17 protein-coding genes are annotated in these 20,486 nt (G+C 66.0%); 13 read left to right on the top strand and 4 right to left on the bottom strand.

The window, feature by feature from the left end; translation table 11 throughout:
- Positions 1-132 precede the first annotated feature (132 nt).
- From ACRWQA_RS15100 to ACRWQA_RS15075, 6 genes are read left to right on the top strand one after another with little or no spacing between them, the layout of a single operon-like run.
- A complete protein-coding gene (locus tag ACRWQA_RS15100; protein WP_434232384.1) occupies positions 133-1,254 on the top strand; it encodes an aldose epimerase family protein in 1,122 nt (373 codons plus the stop codon).
- Positions 1,255-1,303: 49 nt separating this feature from the next.
- Positions 1,304-2,299: an arabinose ABC transporter substrate-binding protein gene (locus ACRWQA_RS15095; protein ID WP_434232372.1), complete on the top strand. Its 996-nt coding sequence runs from the start codon at positions 1,304-1,306 to the stop codon at positions 2,297-2,299.
- A 31-nt stretch (positions 2,300-2,330) separates the two neighbouring features.
- Positions 2,331-3,824: an L-arabinose ABC transporter ATP-binding protein AraG gene (araG, locus tag ACRWQA_RS15090; protein ID WP_263583100.1), complete on the top strand. Its 1,494-nt coding sequence runs from the start codon at positions 2,331-2,333 to the stop codon at positions 3,822-3,824.
- Positions 3,825-3,870: 46 nt separating this feature from the next.
- On the top strand, positions 3,871-4,881 hold the full coding sequence (gene araH, locus ACRWQA_RS15085) for an L-arabinose ABC transporter permease AraH (protein ID WP_263583101.1): 1,011 nt from the start codon (positions 3,871-3,873) through the stop codon (positions 4,879-4,881).
- Between the two features lie 24 nt (positions 4,882-4,905).
- Entirely contained in the window at positions 4,906-6,651 is a 1,746-nt protein-coding gene (locus tag ACRWQA_RS15080) for an IlvD/Edd family dehydratase (RefSeq protein WP_434232376.1), read from the top strand.
- A complete protein-coding gene (locus ACRWQA_RS15075) occupies positions 6,648-7,565 on the top strand; it encodes an SMP-30/gluconolactonase/LRE family protein (RefSeq protein ID WP_434232378.1) in 918 nt (305 codons plus the stop codon). Before ACRWQA_RS15080 ends, ACRWQA_RS15075 begins: the two co-directional genes overlap by 4 nt.
- Here ACRWQA_RS15075 and ACRWQA_RS15070 read toward each other — a convergent pair.
- The 4 genes from ACRWQA_RS15070 to ACRWQA_RS15055 all read right to left on the bottom strand — a co-directional run bounded on the left by ACRWQA_RS15070 (position 7,555) and on the right by ACRWQA_RS15055 (position 12,545).
- Positions 7,555-8,334 (bottom strand): FadR/GntR family transcriptional regulator, encoded by a 780-nt coding sequence (locus tag ACRWQA_RS15070; protein ID WP_434232381.1) that lies wholly within the window; start codon positions 8,332-8,334, stop codon positions 7,555-7,557. The genes ACRWQA_RS15075 and ACRWQA_RS15070 overlap by 11 nt on opposite strands.
- Positions 8,335-8,461: 127 nt before the next feature.
- Positions 8,462-9,610: a fumarylacetoacetate hydrolase family protein gene (locus ACRWQA_RS15065; protein ID WP_263583105.1), complete on the bottom strand. Its 1,149-nt coding sequence runs from the start codon at positions 9,608-9,610 to the stop codon at positions 8,462-8,464.
- Between the two features lie 3 nt (positions 9,611-9,613).
- Complete coding sequence (locus tag ACRWQA_RS15060) at positions 9,614-11,191, bottom strand: aldehyde dehydrogenase (NADP(+)) (protein WP_446326192.1); 1,578 nt, start codon at positions 11,189-11,191, stop codon at positions 9,614-9,616.
- Positions 11,192-11,339: 148 nt separating this feature from the next.
- Positions 11,340-12,545 carry an ROK family protein gene (locus ACRWQA_RS15055; protein ID WP_434229279.1) on the bottom strand — a complete coding sequence of 402 codons (1,206 nt, stop codon included), beginning with the start codon at positions 12,543-12,545 and terminating at the stop codon, positions 11,340-11,342.
- A gap of 340 nt (positions 12,546-12,885) precedes the next feature.
- Here ACRWQA_RS15055 and ACRWQA_RS15050 point away from each other — a divergent pair, with 340 nt between their 5' ends.
- The 7 genes from ACRWQA_RS15050 to ACRWQA_RS15020 all read left to right on the top strand — a co-directional run bounded on the left by ACRWQA_RS15050 (position 12,886) and on the right by ACRWQA_RS15020 (position 20,459).
- On the top strand, positions 12,886-13,656 hold the full coding sequence (locus ACRWQA_RS15050; RefSeq protein WP_263583108.1) for an SDR family NAD(P)-dependent oxidoreductase: 771 nt from the start codon (positions 12,886-12,888) through the stop codon (positions 13,654-13,656).
- A gap of 62 nt (positions 13,657-13,718) precedes the next feature.
- Positions 13,719-15,011, top strand: a complete 1,293-nt coding sequence (locus ACRWQA_RS15045; protein ID WP_434229278.1) for an ABC transporter substrate-binding protein — start codon at positions 13,719-13,721, stop codon at positions 15,009-15,011.
- Positions 15,012-15,092: 81 nt separating this feature from the next.
- Complete coding sequence (locus ACRWQA_RS15040) at positions 15,093-16,025, top strand: carbohydrate ABC transporter permease (protein ID WP_263583110.1); 933 nt, start codon at positions 15,093-15,095, stop codon at positions 16,023-16,025.
- Entirely contained in the window at positions 16,022-16,852 is an 831-nt protein-coding gene (locus ACRWQA_RS15035) for a carbohydrate ABC transporter permease (RefSeq protein ID WP_263583111.1), read from the top strand. The genes ACRWQA_RS15040 and ACRWQA_RS15035 overlap by 4 nt, the downstream gene beginning before the upstream one ends.
- Positions 16,853-16,857: 5 nt before the next feature.
- Positions 16,858-18,474 (top strand): glycoside hydrolase family 43 protein, encoded by a 1,617-nt coding sequence (locus tag ACRWQA_RS15030; protein ID WP_434229277.1) that lies wholly within the window; start codon positions 16,858-16,860, stop codon positions 18,472-18,474.
- 51 nt (positions 18,475-18,525) lie between these two features.
- Entirely contained in the window at positions 18,526-19,566 is a 1,041-nt protein-coding gene (locus ACRWQA_RS15025) for an ABC transporter ATP-binding protein (protein ID WP_434229276.1), read from the top strand.
- A 20-nt stretch (positions 19,567-19,586) separates the two neighbouring features.
- Positions 19,587-20,459, top strand: coding sequence for an aldose 1-epimerase (locus tag ACRWQA_RS15020; RefSeq protein ID WP_434229275.1), 873 nt, complete (start codon positions 19,587-19,589; stop codon positions 20,457-20,459).
- Positions 20,460-20,486 lie beyond the last annotated feature (27 nt).

The raw sequence follows: 20,486 nt of genomic DNA, 5'->3' as shown, positions 1-20,486 counted from the left end.
ATTCCACGATCAAGGAGACAGATCATGCCACTCACATACGCCTCGACACGCGGTGCCGGCTCGCACCTGCTGCTGAGAGCGGCAGCCACCGTGTTGATGCTGGTCGTGGCCGAGGCACATGCCAGCGCCGAGATGGTTTCCGACGAGAAGGCTGCACGCGGTATCGACCAAGCGGTATTTGGCCAGTTGCCCGACGGTCGCCAGGTCGACGTTTATCGCTTTACCAACGCCAATGGCATCGAGATGCGCGTCATCAACTACGGCGGCATCATCCTCTCGCTGAAGACTCCCGATGCGCAGGGAGAATTCGACGACATCGTGATGGGCTTCGACTCCCTGGATGACTATCTCTCCGACGAATATCGCCAGGCCAACCCCTACTTCGGTGCTCTGATCGGACGCTACGGCAACCGCATCGCGGGTGGCCGGTTCTCTCTCGATGGGGAAACGCATTCGTTGGCGACCAACGATGGCGACAATCATCTTCACGGTGGTCGGCAGGGATTCGACAGGGTGCTATGGCAGGCCGAGCCGTTCGAGAACGACGAAGGCGCCGGCCTCGTCCTGCGCTATACCAGCGAGGACGGCGAGGAGGGGTATCCGGGACGGCTGGAGACCGAGGTGACCTACACCCTGACCGACGCCGATGAACTGGTCGTCGATTACCGGGCGACGACCGACAAGGCGACCCCGGTCAATCTCACCCAGCACAGCTACTTCAATCTCGAGGGCGAAGGCCGTGGCAGCATTCTCGATCATCACCTGACGATCAACGCCGATGCGTTTACCCCGGTGGATGACACCTTGATCCCCACCGGTGAGATTCGCCCAGTCGAAGGTACGCCGTTCGACTTTACCCAACCGACGCCGATCGGCGAGCGCATCGAACAGGATAACGAGCAACTGATGTTCGGCAAGGGCTACGACCACAACTTCGTGCTCGCCGAACAGGCCGCTTCTTCCAGTGAGCCCGTGCTGGCTGCCAGGGTGTGGGAGCCGGATAGCGGACGCCTTCTGGAGATCGCCACCACCGAACCGGGCATCCAGTTCTACTCGGGCAACTTCCTTGCCGGCGATCTGACGGGCAAGCGGGGACAGGCTTACGAGCATCGCTCCGGATTCGCGCTGGAGACCCAGCACTATCCCGATTCCCCCAACCAGGCCGACTTTCCCTCGACGATTCTCGAGGCGGGGGAGACCTATCGCTCACGCACGATCTATCGGTTCTCCGCCCAGGAGAGCGCGGGCTCGTAACGCTTGAGCAACGTCAACAACAACATCCGAAGAGACGTAGGAGTACGACATGTCCATGACAACGACTTTCACTCGCCTGGCCCTCAGCGCCAGTCTGGCGCTCGGAACCGTCGGCGCAGCACAGGCTGCCGAAGAGGACGTGCGCATTGGCTTCATCGTCAAGAAGCCCGAACAGGCCTGGTTCATCAATGAGCAGGAGGCCGCGACGCAGGTGGGGGAGGAGCTAGGCTTCCGCGTCGTCCGGCTGGGCGGCGAAGACGGCCAGGAGGTGCTCAGCGCCATCGACAACCTCTATTCCCAGGGTGCCCAAGGCTTCGTCATCTGCCCGCCGGACGTTCGCCTGGGCTCGGCGATCATGAATCGTGCCAACCAGTACGGCATGAAGGTGGTCACGGTCGACGATCAGTTCGTGAACGGAAACGGTGAGCCGCTCGAGGGCGTGCCGCACCTGGGCATGTCGGGCTACAAGATCGGCCAGCAGGTCGGCGAGGCGATTGCCGCCGAAATGGAGGCGCGCGGCTGGGACCCGCAGGAGGTCGCGGCCCTGCGCATCACCAACAACGAGCTGCCCACCGCCAAGGAGCGCACCGACGGTGCCACCGACGCACTGGTGGAGTGGGGCTTCCCCGCCGAGAACGTCTTCGACGCGCCCCAGCAGAACACCGATACCAGCAGCGCCTTCTCGGCCGCCTCGCCGGTCATCTCCCAGCGCGGCGAGTTCGAGCACTGGATCATCTACGCCCTCAACGAGGAGAGCGTGCTGGGCGGCGTACGTGCCACAGAGCAGTACGGCCTTGCCGCCGAGGATGTGATCGGCGTGGGCATCAACGGCTCGGGTGCAGCCTTCGCCGAGTTCTCGCGCAGCAATCCGACCGGTTTCCACGGCACCGTGGCGGTGAGTTCCACCATGCATGGCCAGCAAACCGCCGAGAACCTCTACCGCTGGATCACCGAGGGTGAGGAGCCGCCAGCCAATACCGAGACCACCGGCACCCTGATGACGCGCGACAACTGGCAGGACGTGCGCGCCGAACTTGGGCTGTGATCGTGACGGAACGCGGTGACGGGAGAGCGACATGACCGAACCCTTTCTTCGATTCGACGGCATCAGCGTGGTCTTCCCCGGCGTGCGGGCGCTCGACAAGGTCAGCTTCGGCGCCCACGCCGGCCAGGTGCACGCGCTGATGGGTGAGAACGGCGCCGGCAAGTCGACGCTGCTCAAGGTGCTCAGCGGGGTCAATCGCGTCACGGAAGGAGCGCTGTGGATCGACGGCGAGCGCCATGTGTTTGCCAACGCTCGCGAAGCACTTGGGCAGGGTATCGCCATCATCTACCAGGAGCTGACCCTGGCGCCCAACATGTCGGTGGCCGAGAACCTGCTGCTCGGCCAACTGCCGGCTCATCACGGCTTCATCGACCGGCGGCGACTGCGGGAGCGGGCGATGCGCATGCTCGAGGAGCTCGGGGAGGGCAGTATCCACCCTTCGACCAAGGTGCGCGATCTCTCCATTGGCCAGCAACAGATGATCGAGATCGGTCGAGCGCTGCTGCGTGATGCCCGCATCATCGCCTTCGACGAGCCGACCAGCAGCCTGTCGGTGCAGGAGACGCGTCAGCTCGAACGCATCGTCGCCCGGCTGCGCGACGAAGGCCGGGTGGTGCTCTACGTCACACACCGCATGGAGGAGGTCTTCAAGATGTGCGACGCGGTCACCGTGTTCCGCGACGGCACGCACATCCGCACCCACGAGAACCTCGATGCGCTGGATAACGACACCCTGGTCAGCGAGATGGTCGGCCGCGACATCGAGGACGTCTACGGCTACCGCGAGCGCGAGCAGGGCGAGGTGATGCTCGAGATCGACGCCATCGAGGGCAGGGGGCTCAAGGCACCGGTGAGCTTCGAGGTGAAGCGCGGCGAGGTATTCGGCCTGTTCGGGCTGGTGGGAGCGGGGCGCAGCGAGTTGATGCGTCTGGTGTGTGGCGCCGAGACCTCCAAGTCGGGCGAGGTGCGCTTCCAGGGCGTGGCGCGGCGCTTCGCCAGCCCCGGCGAGGCGATCCGCAGGGGCATCGCCATGTGCCCCGAGGATCGCAAGTCGCAGGGCATCTTTCCCGTCGCCAGCGTGGCCGACAACCTCAATATCAGCTGCCGGCGCTTCTTCAAGCGCTGGGGCCTGTTTCGCGACCCGCGGCGCGAACGTGCCAATGCCGAGGACTACATCGGGCGGCTGAGCATCAAGACGCCGGGGCCGCGCACGCCCATCGGCTCGCTCTCCGGCGGCAACCAGCAGAAGGTGATCCTGGCGCGCTGGCTGTCCGAGAAGATCGACCTGTTCGTGATGGACGAGCCCACCCGCGGCATCGACGTGGGCGCTCGCCGCGATATCTACAACCTGCTCTTCGAGCTGACCGAGCAGGGCAAGAGCGTCGTCGTGATCTCCAGCGACCTGGCCGAGGTGAGCTCCATCTGCGATCGCATCGGCGTGATGCGCGACGGTGCGCTGGTCGACATCGTGCCGCGCCGGGAGGCCACCCAGCAGCGCCTGCTGGGACTGGCGCTGCCCGCTTGAGCTTACCGAAAAGACTTTACCGACAAGTGCAATCAGAGGATTTCACATGACAACCCACAAGCTCGCGGAGGGAGATGGCAGCACGGCTGCGGCGCCCCCGCGCCGGGGGCTGCCCAAGCCCCTGCGCACCCTGCTCGATACGTCCGGGCTGATCGCCATCTTCGTGATCCTGTTCGTCGCCCTGGCCGTGTTCATTCCCGGCTTCCTCACCGGGCGCAACATGGTCGGCCTGCTGCTCTCCATTACCCTGATCGGCACCATCGCCACCACCATGATGATGGTGCTGGCGCTGGGCGAGGTCGATCTGTCGGTGGCCTCCATCGTCGCCTTCGCCGGCGTCGTTGCCGCCGTGGTCACTTCCGCCTCGGGCAGCGTCTTGATCGGCGTACTCGGCGGCGTACTCGCCGGGGGCGCAGTCGGCGCCTTCAACGGCTTCGTGGTGGCGAAGTTCGGCATCAATTCGTTGATCGCCACGCTCGCCGCCATGGAGTTCGTGCGCGGCCTGGCCTACATCACCTCCGGCGGCGATGCGGTGATGATCACCGTGCCCGAGTTCTTCGACCTGGGCAGCGCCTCCTTCCTTGGCCTGACGCTGCCGGTGTGGACCATGATCGCCTGCTTCGTGATCTTCGGCGTGCTGCTCAACATGACCGCGTTCGGGCGCAACGTGCTGGCCACCGGCGGTAACGCCGAGGCGGCCGCGCTGGCCGGGGTCAACGTGCGCCGCCTCAAGATCATCGTCTTCGGGTTGCAGGGCGTGGTGGCCGGCATCGCCGGCGTGCTGCTCACCTCGCGCATGGGGCTGGGCGATCCCAACACCTCGATGGGCCTGGAGCTGGCCGTCATTTCTGCCTGCGTGCTGGGTGGCGTGGCCCTCTCCGGCGGCGTGGCCACCATCACCGGTGTGCTGGTGGGCGTGCTGATCATGGGCTGCGTGCAGAACGCCATGGGCCTTCTCAACGTTCCCACTTTCTATCAGTACCTGGTACGCGGCGCGATCCTGCTGCTGGCGGTGATGTTCGACCGCTGGAAGCAGACCCGACGCCAGCGTGCATGATCCTTCGGTTTCAGGAGACCTCGTATGACCGACCGCAAGCGTCCCTTGCGCAGCGCCCAGTGGTTCGGCACCGCCGACAAGAACGGCTTCATGTACCGCAGCTGGATGAAGAACCAGGGCATTCCGGACCACGAGTTCGAGGGTAAGCCGATCATCGGCATCTGCAACACCTGGTCGGAGCTCACGCCCTGCAATGCGCATTTCCGCAAGCTGGCCGAGCACGTCAAGAAGGGCGTGCTGGAAGCGGGCGGCTATCCCGTGGAGTTTCCTGTCTTCTCCAACGGTGAGTCGTTGCTGCGGCCCACGGCGATGTTCACCCGCAACCTGGCGAGCATGGACGTGGAGGAGTCGATCCGCGGCAACCCGCTGGATGCGGTGGTGCTGCTGGTGGGCTGCGACAAGACCACGCCGGCGCTGCTGATGGGGGCGGCGAGCTGCGACATCCCCACCATCGTGGTGACCGGCGGGCCGATGCTCAACGGCAAGCACGAGGGCAAGGACATCGGGTCGGGCACCGTGGTCTGGCAACTGTCGGAGCAGGTCAAGGCCGGCAAGATATCGATCCACGAGTTCATGGCCGCCGAGGCCGGCATGTCGCGCTCGGCGGGCACCTGCAACACCATGGGAACGGCCTCGACCATGGCCTGCATGGCGGAATCCCTGGGCACCTCGCTACCGCACAACGCGGCGATCCCGGCGGTGGATTCGCGGCGCTACGTGCTGGCGCACCTCTCCGGCAATCGCATCGTCGAGATGGTCGAGGAGGATCTGCGCCTGTCGAAGATCCTGACCAAGCAGGCCTTCGAGAATGCCATTCGCACCAATGCCGCGATCGGCGGCTCGACCAACGCCGTGATCCATCTCAAGGCGATTGCCGGGCGCATCGGCGTCGAGCTAGACCTCGACGACTGGAGCCGCATCGGGCGCGGTACGCCGACCATCGTCGACCTGCAGCCCTCGGGGCGTTTCCTGATGGAGGAGTTCTACTATGCCGGCGGCCTGCCTGCGGTGCTGCGTCGGTTGGGCGAGGCCGACCGCCTGCCGCACAAGGAGGCGCTGACAGTCAACGGCAAGACGCTGTGGGAGAACGTCAAGGACGCACCGCTCTACAACGACGAGGTGATCCGCCCGCTGGACAACCCCCTGCGCGAAGACGGCGGCATGTGCGTGCTGCACGGCAACCTGGCGCCGCGTGGAGCGGTGCTCAAGCCTTCTGCGGCGAGCCCCGAGTTGATGACTCATCGCGGCCGGGCGGTGGTGTTCGAGGATTTCGACGACTACAAGAAGCGCATCAATGACCCCGAGCTGGAGGTTGATGCCAGCAGCGTGCTGGTGATGAAGAACTGCGGTCCGCGCGGCTATCACGGCATGGCCGAGGTCGGCAACATGGGGCTGCCGGCGAAGCTGCTCGAACAGGGTGTGACCGACATGGTGCGCATCTCCGATGCACGCATGAGCGGCACCGCCTACGGCACCGTGGTGCTGCACGTAGCGCCGGAGGCCGCCGCCGGTGGACCGCTCGCCGCGGTGCGCGATGGAGACTGGATCGAGCTCGACTGCGATGCCGGCAAACTGCACCTGGACATCAGCGACGCCGAGCTCGAGGCGCGCCTGGCCGAGAGCGATCCCACCGCCAAGTCGAGCCGGATCGCCAGCGACGGCGGCTACCGCCAGCTCTACATCGAGCGGGTGCTGCAGGCCGACGAGGGCTGCGACTTCGACTTCCTTGTCGGGTGTCGCGGCGCCGAAGTGCCGAGGCATTCGCATTGAGCCGACTGGGAGGCGAGCGGCGCATGGTCGACGGTTCGATGATCCAGTGCGTGTGGTCGGGGCGGGCACGGCTGGGAGAAGGTCCGCTGTGGTGCCCCGAGCGAGGGGAGGCCGGCCAACTGCTGTTCGTCGATATCCTGGGCCGCACTCTGCATGTGCATGATTATGCCAGCGGCGGGACACGCGGCTGGCCTCTCGTGGAAGCGTGCTGCTGGCTGGCGCCGCGGGCCGACGGTGACGGCTTCATTGCGGGGCTCGCCTCGCGGCTGGTGCACCTGCGTCTCGACGAGAGCGGGCCGCGTATCGTCGGCGCGTGGACCACGCCCGAGGAGCCGGTGGGCAATCGCTTCAACGACGCGGCGGTGGATACCCGGGGGCGGCTCTGGTTCGGCTCGATGAGCGAGAACGAGAAAGAGAGTGGCGAGCCGGGCCGGGGGGCTCTTTATTGCCTCGACGGCGCGAATCTGCGCCGGGTCGACTCTGGCTACGGCGTGGCCAACGGCCCTGCCGTCAGCCCCGACGGCAATACGCTCTACCATAGCGATACGGCCGCCGGGGTCGTCTATGCCTTCGATCTCTCGGCGGGCGGCGAGCTGAGCGGCAAGCGTGAGCACCTGCGCTTTCGCGGCACTCAGGGCTATCCGGACGGCATGACCTGCGACGCCGAGGGTGGCCTGTGGGTCGCCCACTGGGGCGGCGGGCGTGTCAGCCGTTTTTTGCCCGATGGTACATTGGACGAAACCCTGATACTGCCCGCTTCGCGGGTAACCTCCTGCACCTTCGGCGGACCCGAGCTGGACCGGCTCTTCATCACCACCGCGGCCGACGGCCGCGACCAGGAAGCGCTGGCGGGAAGCCTGTTCCGTGTCGCGCCGGGGGTTCGGGGCCTGCCCTCGCCGGCCTTCAAGGCGTAGTGGTAGGCTCCACCTCGAGCCAACTGCCCAACGTCCCATCTCCCGGCTCGATGCCCAGTGCGTCGGCCGTGCCTTGCAGCACATCCCGGGCAGCCAGAAAAGCCTCGCGTGGCTGGCGGGCGCGGATCGCTTCCATCACCCGGCGATGGCGCTCGAAGCTGGCCTCGGGGTCGGCGGTGCTGTCGTTGGAGGTTTCCACCAGCAAATGGATCGAGGGGCGCAGGATATGCGAGAGCTGCGCCCAGACGATGTTGTGGCTGGCCTTGAAGATGGCCACATGGAAGGCGACGTCATGCTCGCTGTAGCGCTGCCGCTCCTCTGCGCTCACGGCATGAAGGTGGCGGCTCATGCCCTCCAGCGCCTCCTCGATGGCGACCAGGTCGAGGGCCTTGGCACGCCGTGCGGCCGTCATTGCCACGTAGGGTTCGACGTCCAGGCGGAAGGCCAGGATCTCGCGCTGGATACGCGGGTTGGGCGAGGCATAGCGGGTCATCCACTCGGTCACCGAGGGGTCGAGGATATTCCACTCCTCGTAGTCGCGTACCTTGGAGCCGTGGCCCGAGATTCGCGCAATGATGCCGACGTCGACCAGTTGGCGCAGGTCGCTCCTCACCGCCGAGCGGTTGATAGCGAACTGCTCGCAGAGGTCGATCTCCTTGGGAACGAAGTCGCCGGGCTGGTAGCGCCCGGAAAAGATGGCTTCGGCGAGATACTCCACCACGCTGGGGCGGGCAGGCTTGGCGGTACGCTTGAGTGACGTAGCGGTCATGGCAGCTCATGTCGATGATTTGCCTCGCAAAGTGCCATATGTTCAACATATAGGCAATGCTGCCTAGGTCGCAACGACAGGGCGGGAATGCCGCCTTGTCGCTGCGTCTGCTCTTGTCGGACGAGGCCTAGCGGCGATGGGCTCGCCACTGGCGTATACCGAAGGTCCAGGGAGGCAGCCTGTCGGAGCGGTCGACGCGATTGACCAGTGCACCCAGCGCCGGGGTGGCGATGGTGACCCTGTCGCCGATGTGGTGGGTGAAGCCCTGGCCCTCGCCGTCGCGATCCTGGATCGGCGAGAACATGGTGCCGAGGAACAGCATGAAGCCGTCGGGGTACTGGTGATGCGCACCGACGGTCTGGCGTACCAGGTCCAGTGGATCGCGGCTGATCTCGCGCATGTCGCTCTCGCCTTCGAGCAGAAAGCCGTCGTCCTCGCCCTCGATGCGCAGCGTCACGTGGGCCTGACGCACGCTGTCCAGCGTGAAGCGCTCGTCGAACAGGCGAATGAACGGGCCGATGGCGCAGGAGGCGTTGTTGTCCTTGGCCTTGCCCAGCAGCAGGGCGCTGCGGCCCTCGACGTCGCGCAGGTTGACGTCGTTGCCGAGCGTGGCGCCCTTGGGTTCGCCCTGGGCATCCACCGCCAGCACGATCTCGGGCTCGGGGTTGTTCCATTTCGAGACCGGGTGCAGGCCGACACGGGCGCCGAAGCCCACCGAGGAGAGCGGCTGCGCCTTGGTGAACACCTCGGCGTCGGGGCCGAGGCCCACCTCCATGTACTGCGACCAGGCGCCGCGGGCCTGCAGCGCCGTCTTGAGCGCCATGGCCTCGTCGGAACCCGGCGCAATGCGCGACAGGTCCTGGCCGATCACCTCGTTGAGTTCGGCGCGCAGCTGGCTGGCCTTCGCCGCATCGCCGCCGGCCTGCTCCTCGATCACTCGCTCCAGCAGGCTCACGGCAAAGGTGACGCCGCAGGCCTTGATCGCCTGCACGTCGCAGGGCGCGAGCAGATAGGGCGCTTGCTGCGGTTCGGCCAGAGAGTTCTGCAGCAGGGTGGCAACAGGGCCGAGCGACTCGCCTTCCACGCCTCGGGCGAAGGCGGCGGCATCGTCGCGGTCGAGCAGGTCGGCCATGCAGTCGCACTGGGCGGAGATGTCGAGCACCTCCCCTCGGCGCACCACTACCAGGGCCGGGCCGTCGTCACGCCATACGCGGCCCACCAGCAGGGCCTGTTCCACATCTTGGGGAAGATAAGCAGTGGTCTTGTCGTCGTTCACGTCTCATGCCTCGCGTTTGCCATCGACCAACCGTGACACACCCCAGGGGTTGCCGTCACGCAGCGGCTCCGGCAGCAGCCCTTGCGGCAGGGCCTGGTAGCACACCGGGCGCAGGAAGCGGAAGATCGCCGCGCTGCCCACCGAGGTGGTACGGCTGTCGGAGGTCGCCGGGTAGGGCCCGCCGTGAACCATGGCGTGACACACCTCGACACCCGTCGGCCAGCCGTTGGCCAGAATGCGACCCGCCTTGCGCTCGAGGATCGGCAGCAGGGCTTTCGCTGCGTCCAGGTCGCCGTCGTCCATCTGCAGGGTGGTGGTGAGCTGGCCTTCGAGCTGGGCCGCCACGCGCTTTACTTCCTCCAGGTCGGCGCACTCGATCACCAGCGAGGTGGCGCCGAACACCTCTTCCTGCAGTTCGGTCTCGTTCAGGAAGTCGTTCGCCGTGGTGACGAACAGCCCCGCCTGGCACGGGTGGGCGGTTTCGCCGGCCTGGCCGCGGGCCACTTCCCTGACTTTGTTATTGCTGGAAAGCCGACCCACGCCCTGCTCGTAGGCGGCGTGGATGCCCGGGGTGAGCATGGTCTGGGCGCCACTCTGCTTCACCGCACCGCCTGCCGCCTCGACGAAGGCATCCAGTTCGGGGCTCTTGACCGCGATGACCAGACCCGGGTTGGTGCAGAACTGTCCCGCGCCCATGTTCATCGAGGCGACGAAGCCCTCGGCGAGCTGGGCGCCACGCGCCCTGAGGGCTTCCGGCAGCAGGAACACCGGGTTGATCGAGCTCATCTCGGCGTAGACCGGGATCGGCTGCGGGCGTGATTGGGCGGTCTTCATCAGCGCCGTGCCGCCGCCGCGGGAGCCGGTGAAGCCCACCGCCTGGATGCGCGGGTCACTGACCAGGGCCTGGCCGATCTCGCTGCCCGAGCCGAACAGCAGCGAGAACACCCCTTCGGGCAGGCCGCTCTTCTCCACGGCCTGCTGTACCGCGCGGCCGACCAGCTCCGAGGTGCCGGGGTGGGCCGAGTGGCCCTTGACGATCACCGGGCAGCCGGCGGCCAGTGCCGAGGCGGTGTCGCCGCCGGCCACGCTGAAGGCCAGCGGGAAGTTCGAGGCGCCGAATACCGCGACGGGGCCGAGCGGAATGTGGCGCTGGCGCAGGTCGGCACGGGGCATGGGTTGACGCTCCGGCAGGGCCGGGTCGAGGCGCAGGTCGAGCCACTCGCCGGCGCGCACCACGGAAGCGAACAGGCGCAGCTGGCCGCAGGTGCGGCCGCGCTCGCCTTCCAGGCGCGCCCGCGGCAGGCCGGTCTCGGCCATGGCGCGCTCGATCAGTGCGTCGCCGATGGCCTCGATCTCGGCGGCCACGGCCTCGAGGAACGCCGCGCGCTGCTCCAGCGAAGTCTCGCGGTAGCTGGCGAAGGCCGCCTCGGCCAGCTCACAGGCGCGTTCGACCTCGGCCTTGCCGCCGCCCGCGTAGGTGGGTTCCAACGTCTCGCCGGTGGCGGGATTGACGGCGTGGATGGGCTTGGAACTGCCGCTGACGGCCTCGCGGCCGATCAGCATCTTGCCTTCCAGGGACATATGGGGCTCCTGCGGTTGTTGTCGAAATGGACTCGGACCGACGGGCGCACTTCCAGGACGCCCGTAGGACATCCTGCGTGAGGTGACTACTAAGTTCAATCTCTTAACTTATGTGCCGTCATCGACCTTAGTCGATAAAGCGGGCCGGTCAGATCAGGTCACAGGGGCCGTGAATGATGCTGGCCAGAACCTGGGCCGCCGCGCCGCGGGCGGCGACGAAGGTGGAATCCTGGATCACTCGTAGCGGAACCTGCTGAGTCGTGCCGAGCAGGCGGCTCTGGTTGGCCTTGAAGTAGTCGAGGGCAGGATCCAGCAGCGGGGCGCCGAGCTGGGTCAGCGAGCCGCCGAGCACGATCTCGGAGGGATTCTGGGTATGGTGCAGGTTGAGCAACAGGATGCCCAGCGCCTCGCCGGCCCGGCGCAGCGTGACCTGGACGTCGGGCTCGTTCAGGCGGGGCAGCAGGGCCTCGATGAGGTCTTCCTCCTCGGCGATGCCCAGGGCGGCGCGGATCGACCAGCCGCTGACCAGGGTCTCGGCACAGCCGCGATTGCCGCAGTGGCAGTAGAGCCCGCCGGGCTGCAGCACGGTGTGGCCGATCTCTCCGGCCAGCCCGTGGATGCCGCGGGCGACCAGGGGCAGGTGGCTGCCTTCGACCATGCCGCTGCCTATCCCGGTACCGGCGCTGACGTACATCAGCGATTCGGGGATGTTACCGGTGCGGAAGTAGAGTTCGCCGAAGGCGGCCGCCTTGGCTTCGTTGTCCATCAGCCAGGTGCCTTCCAGCCGCGAGAGGTGAGGGCGCAGCAGGTCGAGGAAGCGGATGTCGCGCCAACCCAGGTTGGGCGCCAGGCGCAGTACGGGCTTGCCGGGCGCGATGGGGCCGGGGAGGGCGACCCCCAGCCCCAGGCAGCGGCGGTTGCCGTCCAGGTGAGTGCGCATCAGCCCTTGCAACAGCTCGGCGAGCAGTTCGGCGGTGACCTCCGGCGTGGTCGGTACGAGGTGCTCGTGGTGCGATTCAAGTATCTGGCCCGAGAGGGTGCAGGCCACCAGGCGCAGGCCGTGCACCCCCACCTCGGCACCGAACAGCACGTGGCGCTCGTCGTTGAGGTGCAGGGCGCGCCCCGGGCGGCCGCCGCTGCTCTTCTGCAGCTCGCCCTCGCGCAGCCAGCCCTGGTGCAGCAGCGACTGCACGCCGGCGCCGACGGTGGCCTTGGTCAACTGGGCTTGGGTGGCGATGTCGGCGCGGGTCAGCCCCGGGGTGCGGCGCACCAGTTCGAGGATGGCACTGCGATTGAGCCGCTTGAGGAAGTGGAGGTCGCCCGCCTTGTGCTGCTGCTGGTAACTGGTTGACATAGATGAATGAGGCCTTGCAGTCCGCGCGCCAGGGGTGCAGCGGAGGAAAACGGATGAAGCCGGACGCCTTGGTGTCGCGTTTCGATGATGCCATTCGACGAAGGGGCGCGCGAGGGCATCGCCTCGGCATTCCTGGCATGAGTGCCGCTAGTTGGTTCCAAGCCTAAACGAATTGCTTTGCGCCGGCCACGCCGGAAGAGGGCCGTGAATTTTAGTGATAAGTGGCGGATAGAAATGATTTAGAAGGGCAAATAAGGATATCGACTAACGTCTCATTGTTGATTTTTGGTTAGATGTTCACTCTCTGGTTAGTAAATAGAAAAAACTAAGTGGAGAGAGCATGAACAACGACGCGGCGCGTTACCCCAGCCTCGACGAGCGAGTGGTCTTCATCACCGGTGGCGGCAGCGGCATCGGAGCCGCGCTGACCCGGGCTTTTCACCTGCAGGGAGCCCGAGTCGCTTTCGTCGACATCGACGATGCCGCGAGCCAAGCGCTCGTTGAATTGCTGCAGGCAGAGACAGGGCGGGCGCCGCGCTATCGCCGCTGCGACATTCGCGACGTCGAGGCCCTGCAGGCAGCGATTGCCGAGGTGGGCAGCGAGCTGGGCCCCATCCATACCCTGGTCAACAACGCCGCCAACGACGATCGCCACACCTGGCAGGAAGTCGACGTCGCCTACTGGGACGAGCGCATGTCGCTCAACCTGCGGCCGATGTTCTTCGCCGCCCAGGCGGCGGCGCACCAGATGATCGAGGCCGGCGGCGGCAGCATCGTCAATTTCGGTTCGATCAGCGTGCAGATGGCCATTCCCGAGCTGTCGACCTACGTCACGGCCAAGGCCGCCGTGCACGGGCTGACACGCAGCCTGGCACGTGACCTCGGAGGCTACAACATTCGCGTCAATACCCTGGTGCCCGGCTCGGTTCTGACCGAGCGTCAGCTGCAGAAGTGGATAGGCCCCAAGGAGGAGGCGTCGATCCAGGCCCATCAGTGCCTGAAATTGCGGCTCGAGCCGCATCACATCGCCCCGGCGGTGCTGTTTCTGGCCAGCGCCGAGAGCGCGGCCATCACCGGGCAGGAACTCGTCGTCGACGGCGGCTGGGGCTGAGCCGCGAACATTCACTGAACAGAGGTGCATTCATGCGCTTACAACACAACAAGGAGCACGCCATGCACACTTTCCAACAGCGACTGCCCAGGCCACCTCGCGCCAGGCGCTGGTTGACGGCGACGGTTGCCCTGACCTCCGGCCTGGCGGCGTTCGTCGCGGCGGCCGATACCACCGTAAGGGTGCTCAGGGTCGAAATCAGCGACGTCGAGAAGCAGTACTACGCCGATGTCGTTGCCGAGTACGAGGCGCAGAACCCTGGCGTCGACGTGGTCTTCGAGTACATCGCCAACGAGGCCTACAAGACACGCCTGCCGACGCTGCTGCAGTCCAATCAGCGCCCCGACATTTTCTACAGCTGGGGTGGCGAGGGGTTGCGCGACCAGGTCGAGGCCGGCTTCGTGCGCGACCTCACCGAGGAGATGCAGGACGGCTGGCAGGACCTCTACCCCGAGTCGGCCGTGCGCGCCTTCACGCTCGACGATCGCGTCTACGGCGCGCCGCTCTACGCCACCGTGGTGGGTTTCTGGGCCAATACCGCACTGACCGAGCAGGCCGGCGTCGATATCGAAGCCATCGAGACCTGGGAGGACCTGCGGCAGGCAGTGACTACCCTGCGCGAAAGCGGCATCACGCCCGCCGTGGTAGGCGGTCAGGATGGCTGGCCGATGCATTTCTACTGGGGCTACCTGGCCACGCGTCTGGCCGGCGGCGAGGGCATCGAGGCAGCCAAACAGGGCGACAACGGCGGCTTCGAGGGCGAGCCCTTCGTGCGTGCCGGCGAGCTGCTGCAGTCTTTCGTCGAGCTCAATCCCTTCCAGTCGGGCTTCATGGCGACCTCCTACGAGCGCGCCAGCGCCATGTTCGGTGACGGTGAAGCGGCCCTGCATCTGATGGGCGACTGGGACTACATCCCTTCCCAGGAGCGCTCGATGACGGGCGAGGGCGTGCCCGACGAAGACCTCGAGTTCATTCGCTTCCCCCGCGTGGAAGGCGGGGCCGGTAACGACGACAGCTTCGGCGGCATGAACGGCTTCGCCGTGACCCGCGACGCCTCCGACGAAGCGGTGGATTTCCTGCGCTTCCTGCTCAACGAGGAGAACCAGCGCGAGGCCGCACGGCTAGGCATCTTCGTGCCAGTGGCCCACGGCTCCGAAGAGGAACTCGATACGCCTTATGCGCGCAAGGTCGCCGAGATCCTCAGCGAGTCGAATTTCCACCAGGTGTTCCTCGACCAGGCACTTGGTACCTCGGTCGGCGCCACGGTCAACGATATCAGCGGCGACCTGGCCCAGCGGGAAATCACGCCCGAGGAAGCGGCTGCCCAGATTGAAGAAGCCTGGATGTTCCGCTGAACCGGTTCGCTGAAACATATGCGTACGCCCGGCGCTGCACTCACATCGCGCCGGGCCATATCCTCTGGAACGGTATCTGCCATGACCACCATGACCCGACCCGCCGTGCACAGGAGAAGCAACGTCGATCGCTTGCGGCAGGGGCTGGCCAGCGGCAAGTTCACCGCCGTGCTGATCCTGTTGCCACCGGCGCTGATCCTGTTCTCGCTGTTCGTCATCCTGCCGCTGGCCGACGCGGCCTACTACAGCGCCTTCTCGTGGAACGGCTACGGTACGCCGAGCGATTTCGTCGGCACCCAGAACTATGAGCGTCTGCTCGACCACTCGGTGTTCCATACCGCACTGTGGAACACCGCCAAGCTGATTCTCGTCTCGCTGATCATCCAGATGCCGCTGGCGCTGGGCCTGGCGCTGCTGGTGTATCGCAAGACGCCAACCAATACACTGTTCCGCTTGGTGTTCTTCCTGCCCTACATTCTCGCCGAGGTGGCCGCCGGGCTGATCTGGAGCTTCGTCTTCGATGGCGACTACGGCATCACTGCCTTCATGTTCCAGGCCCTCGGGCAGGAGTCGGTCTATGTGCTGGCCGACCGTCAGTGGGCCTTCCCGGCGATCATGACGGTGATCGTGTGGAAGTACTTCGGCTTCCACATGATGATCTACATCGCCGCGCTGCAGAGCGTACCCAAGGATCTGATCGAGGCGGCCAAGCTGGAGGGCGCCAAGCCGCGCCAAGTGGCGCTGTTCGTGCAGATCCCGCTGATCAAGCACGCCATCGTGGTGAGCGGCTTCTTCGCCATCATTGGCTCGCTGCAGATCTTCGACATCATCATTCCGATGACCAACGGCGGGCCGTCAAACTCGACGCACACCATCGTCACCTACCTCTACACCTTCGGTCTTTCGCGGCTGAACATCGGCTTCGGTAGCGCCGCCGCCGTGGTGCTGTTCGTGCTCGCCATCGGCATCGCGCTGTTCTACCAGCGCGCCACGACGAAGGAGGAACGGGCATGAGCGGCGCCACTACTACCCGCAACACGCTTCGCGTCATCGTGCTGATCCTGGTGGCCAGCCTGGTCATCGGCCCGCTGCTGGCCTCCTTCTTCGGCGGCTTCAAGAGCAACGCCGAACTGCGCACCAATCCGCTGGGCCTGCCGGACACCTGGAACGCGGAGAACTATGTTGCGATTTTCCTCGACGGCAACTTCTGGCGCTACATGGGCAACTCGTTCCTCATCTCGTCGATGACGGTACTGCTGACCCTGGTGGTGGGCGCGGCGGCGGCCTACGTGTTCTCGCAGATCCGCTTCTTCGGCTCGAAGATGATCCTCTCCTACCTGCTGCTGGGGCTGATGTTCCCCTTCGCCGCGGCGATCCTGCCGCTGTTCATCAAGGTACGCGACCTGGGGCTGCTGGATACCTACTGGGCAGTGATCCTGCCGCAGACCGCCTTCGGCCTGTCATTGGCGATCCTGCTGTTCAAGGCGTTCTTCGACCAGTTGCCCAAGGAGCTGTTCGAGGCTGCCTACGTCGATGGCTGCAGCTACCTGCGCTTCTTCTGGTCGTTCACCCTGCCGCTGTCGACGCCGATCCTGGCCACGGTGGGCGTGTTCGTCTTCGTGCAGAGCTGGAACAACTTCCTGCTGCCGCTGGTGGTGCTCAACGACCGCTCCATCTACACCTGGCCGCTCGGCATGATGCAGTTCCAGGGCGAGTACCTGACCCAGTGGAACATGATCCTGGCGTTCGTGACGCTGACCATTACGCCGGCGGTGATCTTCTTCCTCGCCGCGCAGAAATACATCGTGGCCGGGCTGACCGGCGGCTCCGTCAAGGGATGACTCCGATGACCGATACCCTTCGCAACCCGATACTCGCCGGCTTCAACCCCGACCCTTCGATCTGCCGGGTCGGCGAGGACTACTACATCGCCACCTCCACCTTCGAGTGGTATCCGGGCGTGCAGATCCACCATTCGCGGGACCTTGCCAACTGGCAACTCGTGCACCGTCCGCTGGCCCGGGCCGCCCAGCTCGACATGCGCGGCAATCCCGATTCCTGCGGTATCTGGGCGCCGTGCCTGACCTACGCCGATGGCCTGTTCTGGCTGATCTACACCGACATGAAGCGCTACGAGGGCAACTTCAAGGACGGCCACAACTACCTGGTCACTGCGCCCAGCATCGAAGGACCCTGGAGCGATCCGGCGTACCTCAATTCCAGCGGCTTCGACCCCTCGCTGTTCCACGACGAGGACGGCCGCAAGTGGCTGGTCAACCTCAAGTGGGACTATCGCCAGCGCGAAGGGGGCGACCGCTTCGGCGGCATCCTGCTGCAGGAGTACGACGTCGAGCGTAGGCAACTGGTCGGCCCGATCCGCAACATCTTTGCCGGCACCGGAATGAAGCTCACCGAAGGGCCGCACCTCTACCGCCGCGACGGCCGGTACCACCTGCTGGTGGCCGAGGGCGGCACCGGCTACGACCATGCCGTGACCATGGCGCGATCGCGCGAGATCGCCGGCCCCTATGAGGTGCACCCGGACAACCCGGTGCTGACCACACGCCAAGACCCGGACAACCCGCTGCAGCGCGCCGGTCATGCCGACCTGGTGGAAACGCCCGATGGCGAAACCTGGATGGTGCACCTGTGCAGCCGCCCGCTGCCTGGCACGCGGCGCTCACCGCTGGGTCGCGAGACGGCGATTCAGAAGGTGGAGTGGGGTGAGGATGGCTGGCTGCGCCTGGCTCATGGTGGCAACACCCCTGCGCTGGAGGTGGCCATCTCTGGTGACAAGAGCGGCGTGGCGCAGCAGGCCCCGGCCGAGGAGGAGCGCTACACCTTCGCGCCCGGCGCGCTGCCGGCGGCGTTCCAGTGGCTGCGCACACCCGAGCCCGATCGGCTGTTCTCGATCGATGCGCGGCCTGGTTACCTGCGCCTGTTCGGCCGCGAGTCGGTGGGCTCGTGGTTCGAGCAGGCGCTGGTGGCAAGGCGTCAGGACACCCACTACTGCAGCGCCGAGACCGAGCTCGAGTTCGAACCAGACGATATTCAGCAGTTCGCCGGGCTGATCGCCTACTACAACCGCTTCAAGTTCCACTACCTGGCGGTGAGCCTGAATGACAGCGGAGACAAGGTGCTCAGCGTGATGAGCTGTCACGACGAGTGGCCGAGCGGGCGGCTCGACATTGCCGAGGGCGGCGTGGCGATCGAGTCCGGCCTGCCGGTGCGCCTGGGTCTCGATATCCATGAGCGCGAGCTGCAGTTCCGCTTCGCCCAGGGCAGTGCCGGGTGGCAGCCGATCGGCCCGGTGCTGGACGCCGGGCTGCTCTCGGACGAAGGCAGCGGCCGCGCCCACGGCTACTTCACCGGCAACTTCCTGGGCATGGCGGCCCACGACATCAGCGGGCGAGCCACGCCGGCGGACTTTGCCGAGTTTTGCTACCGCCGCAATGCCCGCTGAACCCGATTTTCGCCTACGACAAACACAACTGGCGCCAAGACGAGACATGCTATGGCTGACGTAACCCTGGTCGACATCGAGAAGACCTTCCGTGGCAAGACCACGGTGATCCCCAACCTCAATCTGCGCATCGAGGACGGCTCCTTCACCGTGCTGGTGGGCCCCTCCGGCTGCGGCAAGTCGACCCTGCTGCGCATGATCGCCGGGCTCGAGACGGTGACCCGCGGTGCCATCTCCATTGGCGGGCGTGACGTCACCACCGCCGAGCCCAGCGAGCGCAACATCGCCATGGTGTTCCAGTCCTACGCGCTCTATCCGCACATGACGGTGGCGCACAACATCGACTTCGGCATGCGCCTGGCCAAGGTGCCCGCCGATGAGCGCAAGGCCAAGGTGGCCGAGGCAGCTCGCCTGCTCAACCTGGAAGAGCTGCTCGAGCGCAAGCCGGCCGAACTCTCGGGCGGCCAACGCCAGCGCGTGGCCATTGGTCGCGCCATCGTGCGCAACCCCGGCGTGTTCCTGTTCGACGAACCGCTCTCCAACCTCGACGCCGCGCTGCGTAACCGCATGCGCGTGGAACTGGCCGAGCTGCACCAGCGGCTCGACGCCACCATGGTCTACGTCACTCACGATCAGGTCGAGGCGATGACCCTGGCCGACTGCATCGTGGTGATGAACGCCGGTCGCATCGAGCAGGTGGGCACGCCGATGGCGCTCTACCAGCGCCCTGAGACGCTGTTCGTAGCCGGCTTCATCGGCTCACCCAAGATGAACCTGATCGAAGGCGATGTGGCCAAGGCCTACGGCGCCGCCACGCTCGGCATTCGCCCGGAGCACCTCGAGGTGAGCAGCGAGGCGGGGGAGTGGCAGGCCCGCGTGCGGGTCGTCGAGATGCTCGGCGCCGACGCCTTCGCCTATGTCGACAGCGACGCCACCGGTCCGCTGATCGTGCGCCTGCCCGGCGATGCCGAGGTGCGCAGCGGCGACGTGCTCAACCTGACGCCGCGCCATGAGCTGCTGCATGGCTTCGATGTCGACGGCCAGCGCCTGCCGGACGATGCCCTGGCCCGGTCCCAGGTCAGCTTGGCCTGAGCCGTGAGCGAGCGAACGTCATGACGATCACTCTCGACAACGGCGAGCTGCGCCTGGTGGTCAACCCGCAAGTCGGGGGCTCGGTGGTGCGCTTCGACAGGCTGACCGAGTGCGGCCCCGAGCCGCTGATGCGCCCGGGCAGCGAGGACGAAAGTGACCCCAACCGGCTGGCCATGTACCCGCTGGTGCCGTGGTCCAACCGCATCGGCGAGGGCGGCTTCGCCTGGCGCGGCCGTCATTATTTAATGGCAGCCAATCTGCCCGGCGAGCCTCTGCCGATCCACGGCGACGGCTGGCAACAGGCCTGGCAGGTGGAGGAGCAAGGCGATACGTGGCTGCGGCTCGGCCTGCGCTCCCGCGAACAACCGCCTTTCGTCTATCGGGCGGAGCTGACTTACCACCTGGAGGAAGCTGCGCTCGAGGTCACCCTCGCCGTGACCCATCTGGGGGAGAGCTCTGCCCCCTACGGCCTGGGCCTGCACCCCTGGTTTCCGCGCAGCGCCGAGGTAAAAATCGAAGCCGCTGCCGAGGGCGTGTGGGAGGTCGATGCCGCCCAACTGCCGACCGAGTGGCGCCGACTTTCACCCGGCGAGCCCTGGGACTTTTCCCGTGGCGCGGCACTTCCCACAGGCAAGATCGACAATCTCTTTACCGGTTGGAACGGCAGGGCCGTGCTGAGCTGGCCCGAGCGTGGCCTGACGCTGGAGGTGCGTGCCGATACCTCGCGCTACCTGGTGTTCTCGCCGGGCGAGCAGGCGGATTTCTTCTGCTTCGAACCGGTGTCCCACGATGTCGATGCCCACCGTGGTGATCCGCAACGCCAAGGCCTGGTCGAGCTGGATACAGGGGAGTGCTTCTCGATGTGCTGCCGTTTCCGCTGTCTCGCCAGCTAAATCCACCCCGTTGATACCAAGGAGCCA

The organism is Billgrantia sp. C5P2, from assembly GCF_051062895.2.
This window is presented reverse-complemented; position numbering and strand designations above follow the sequence as displayed.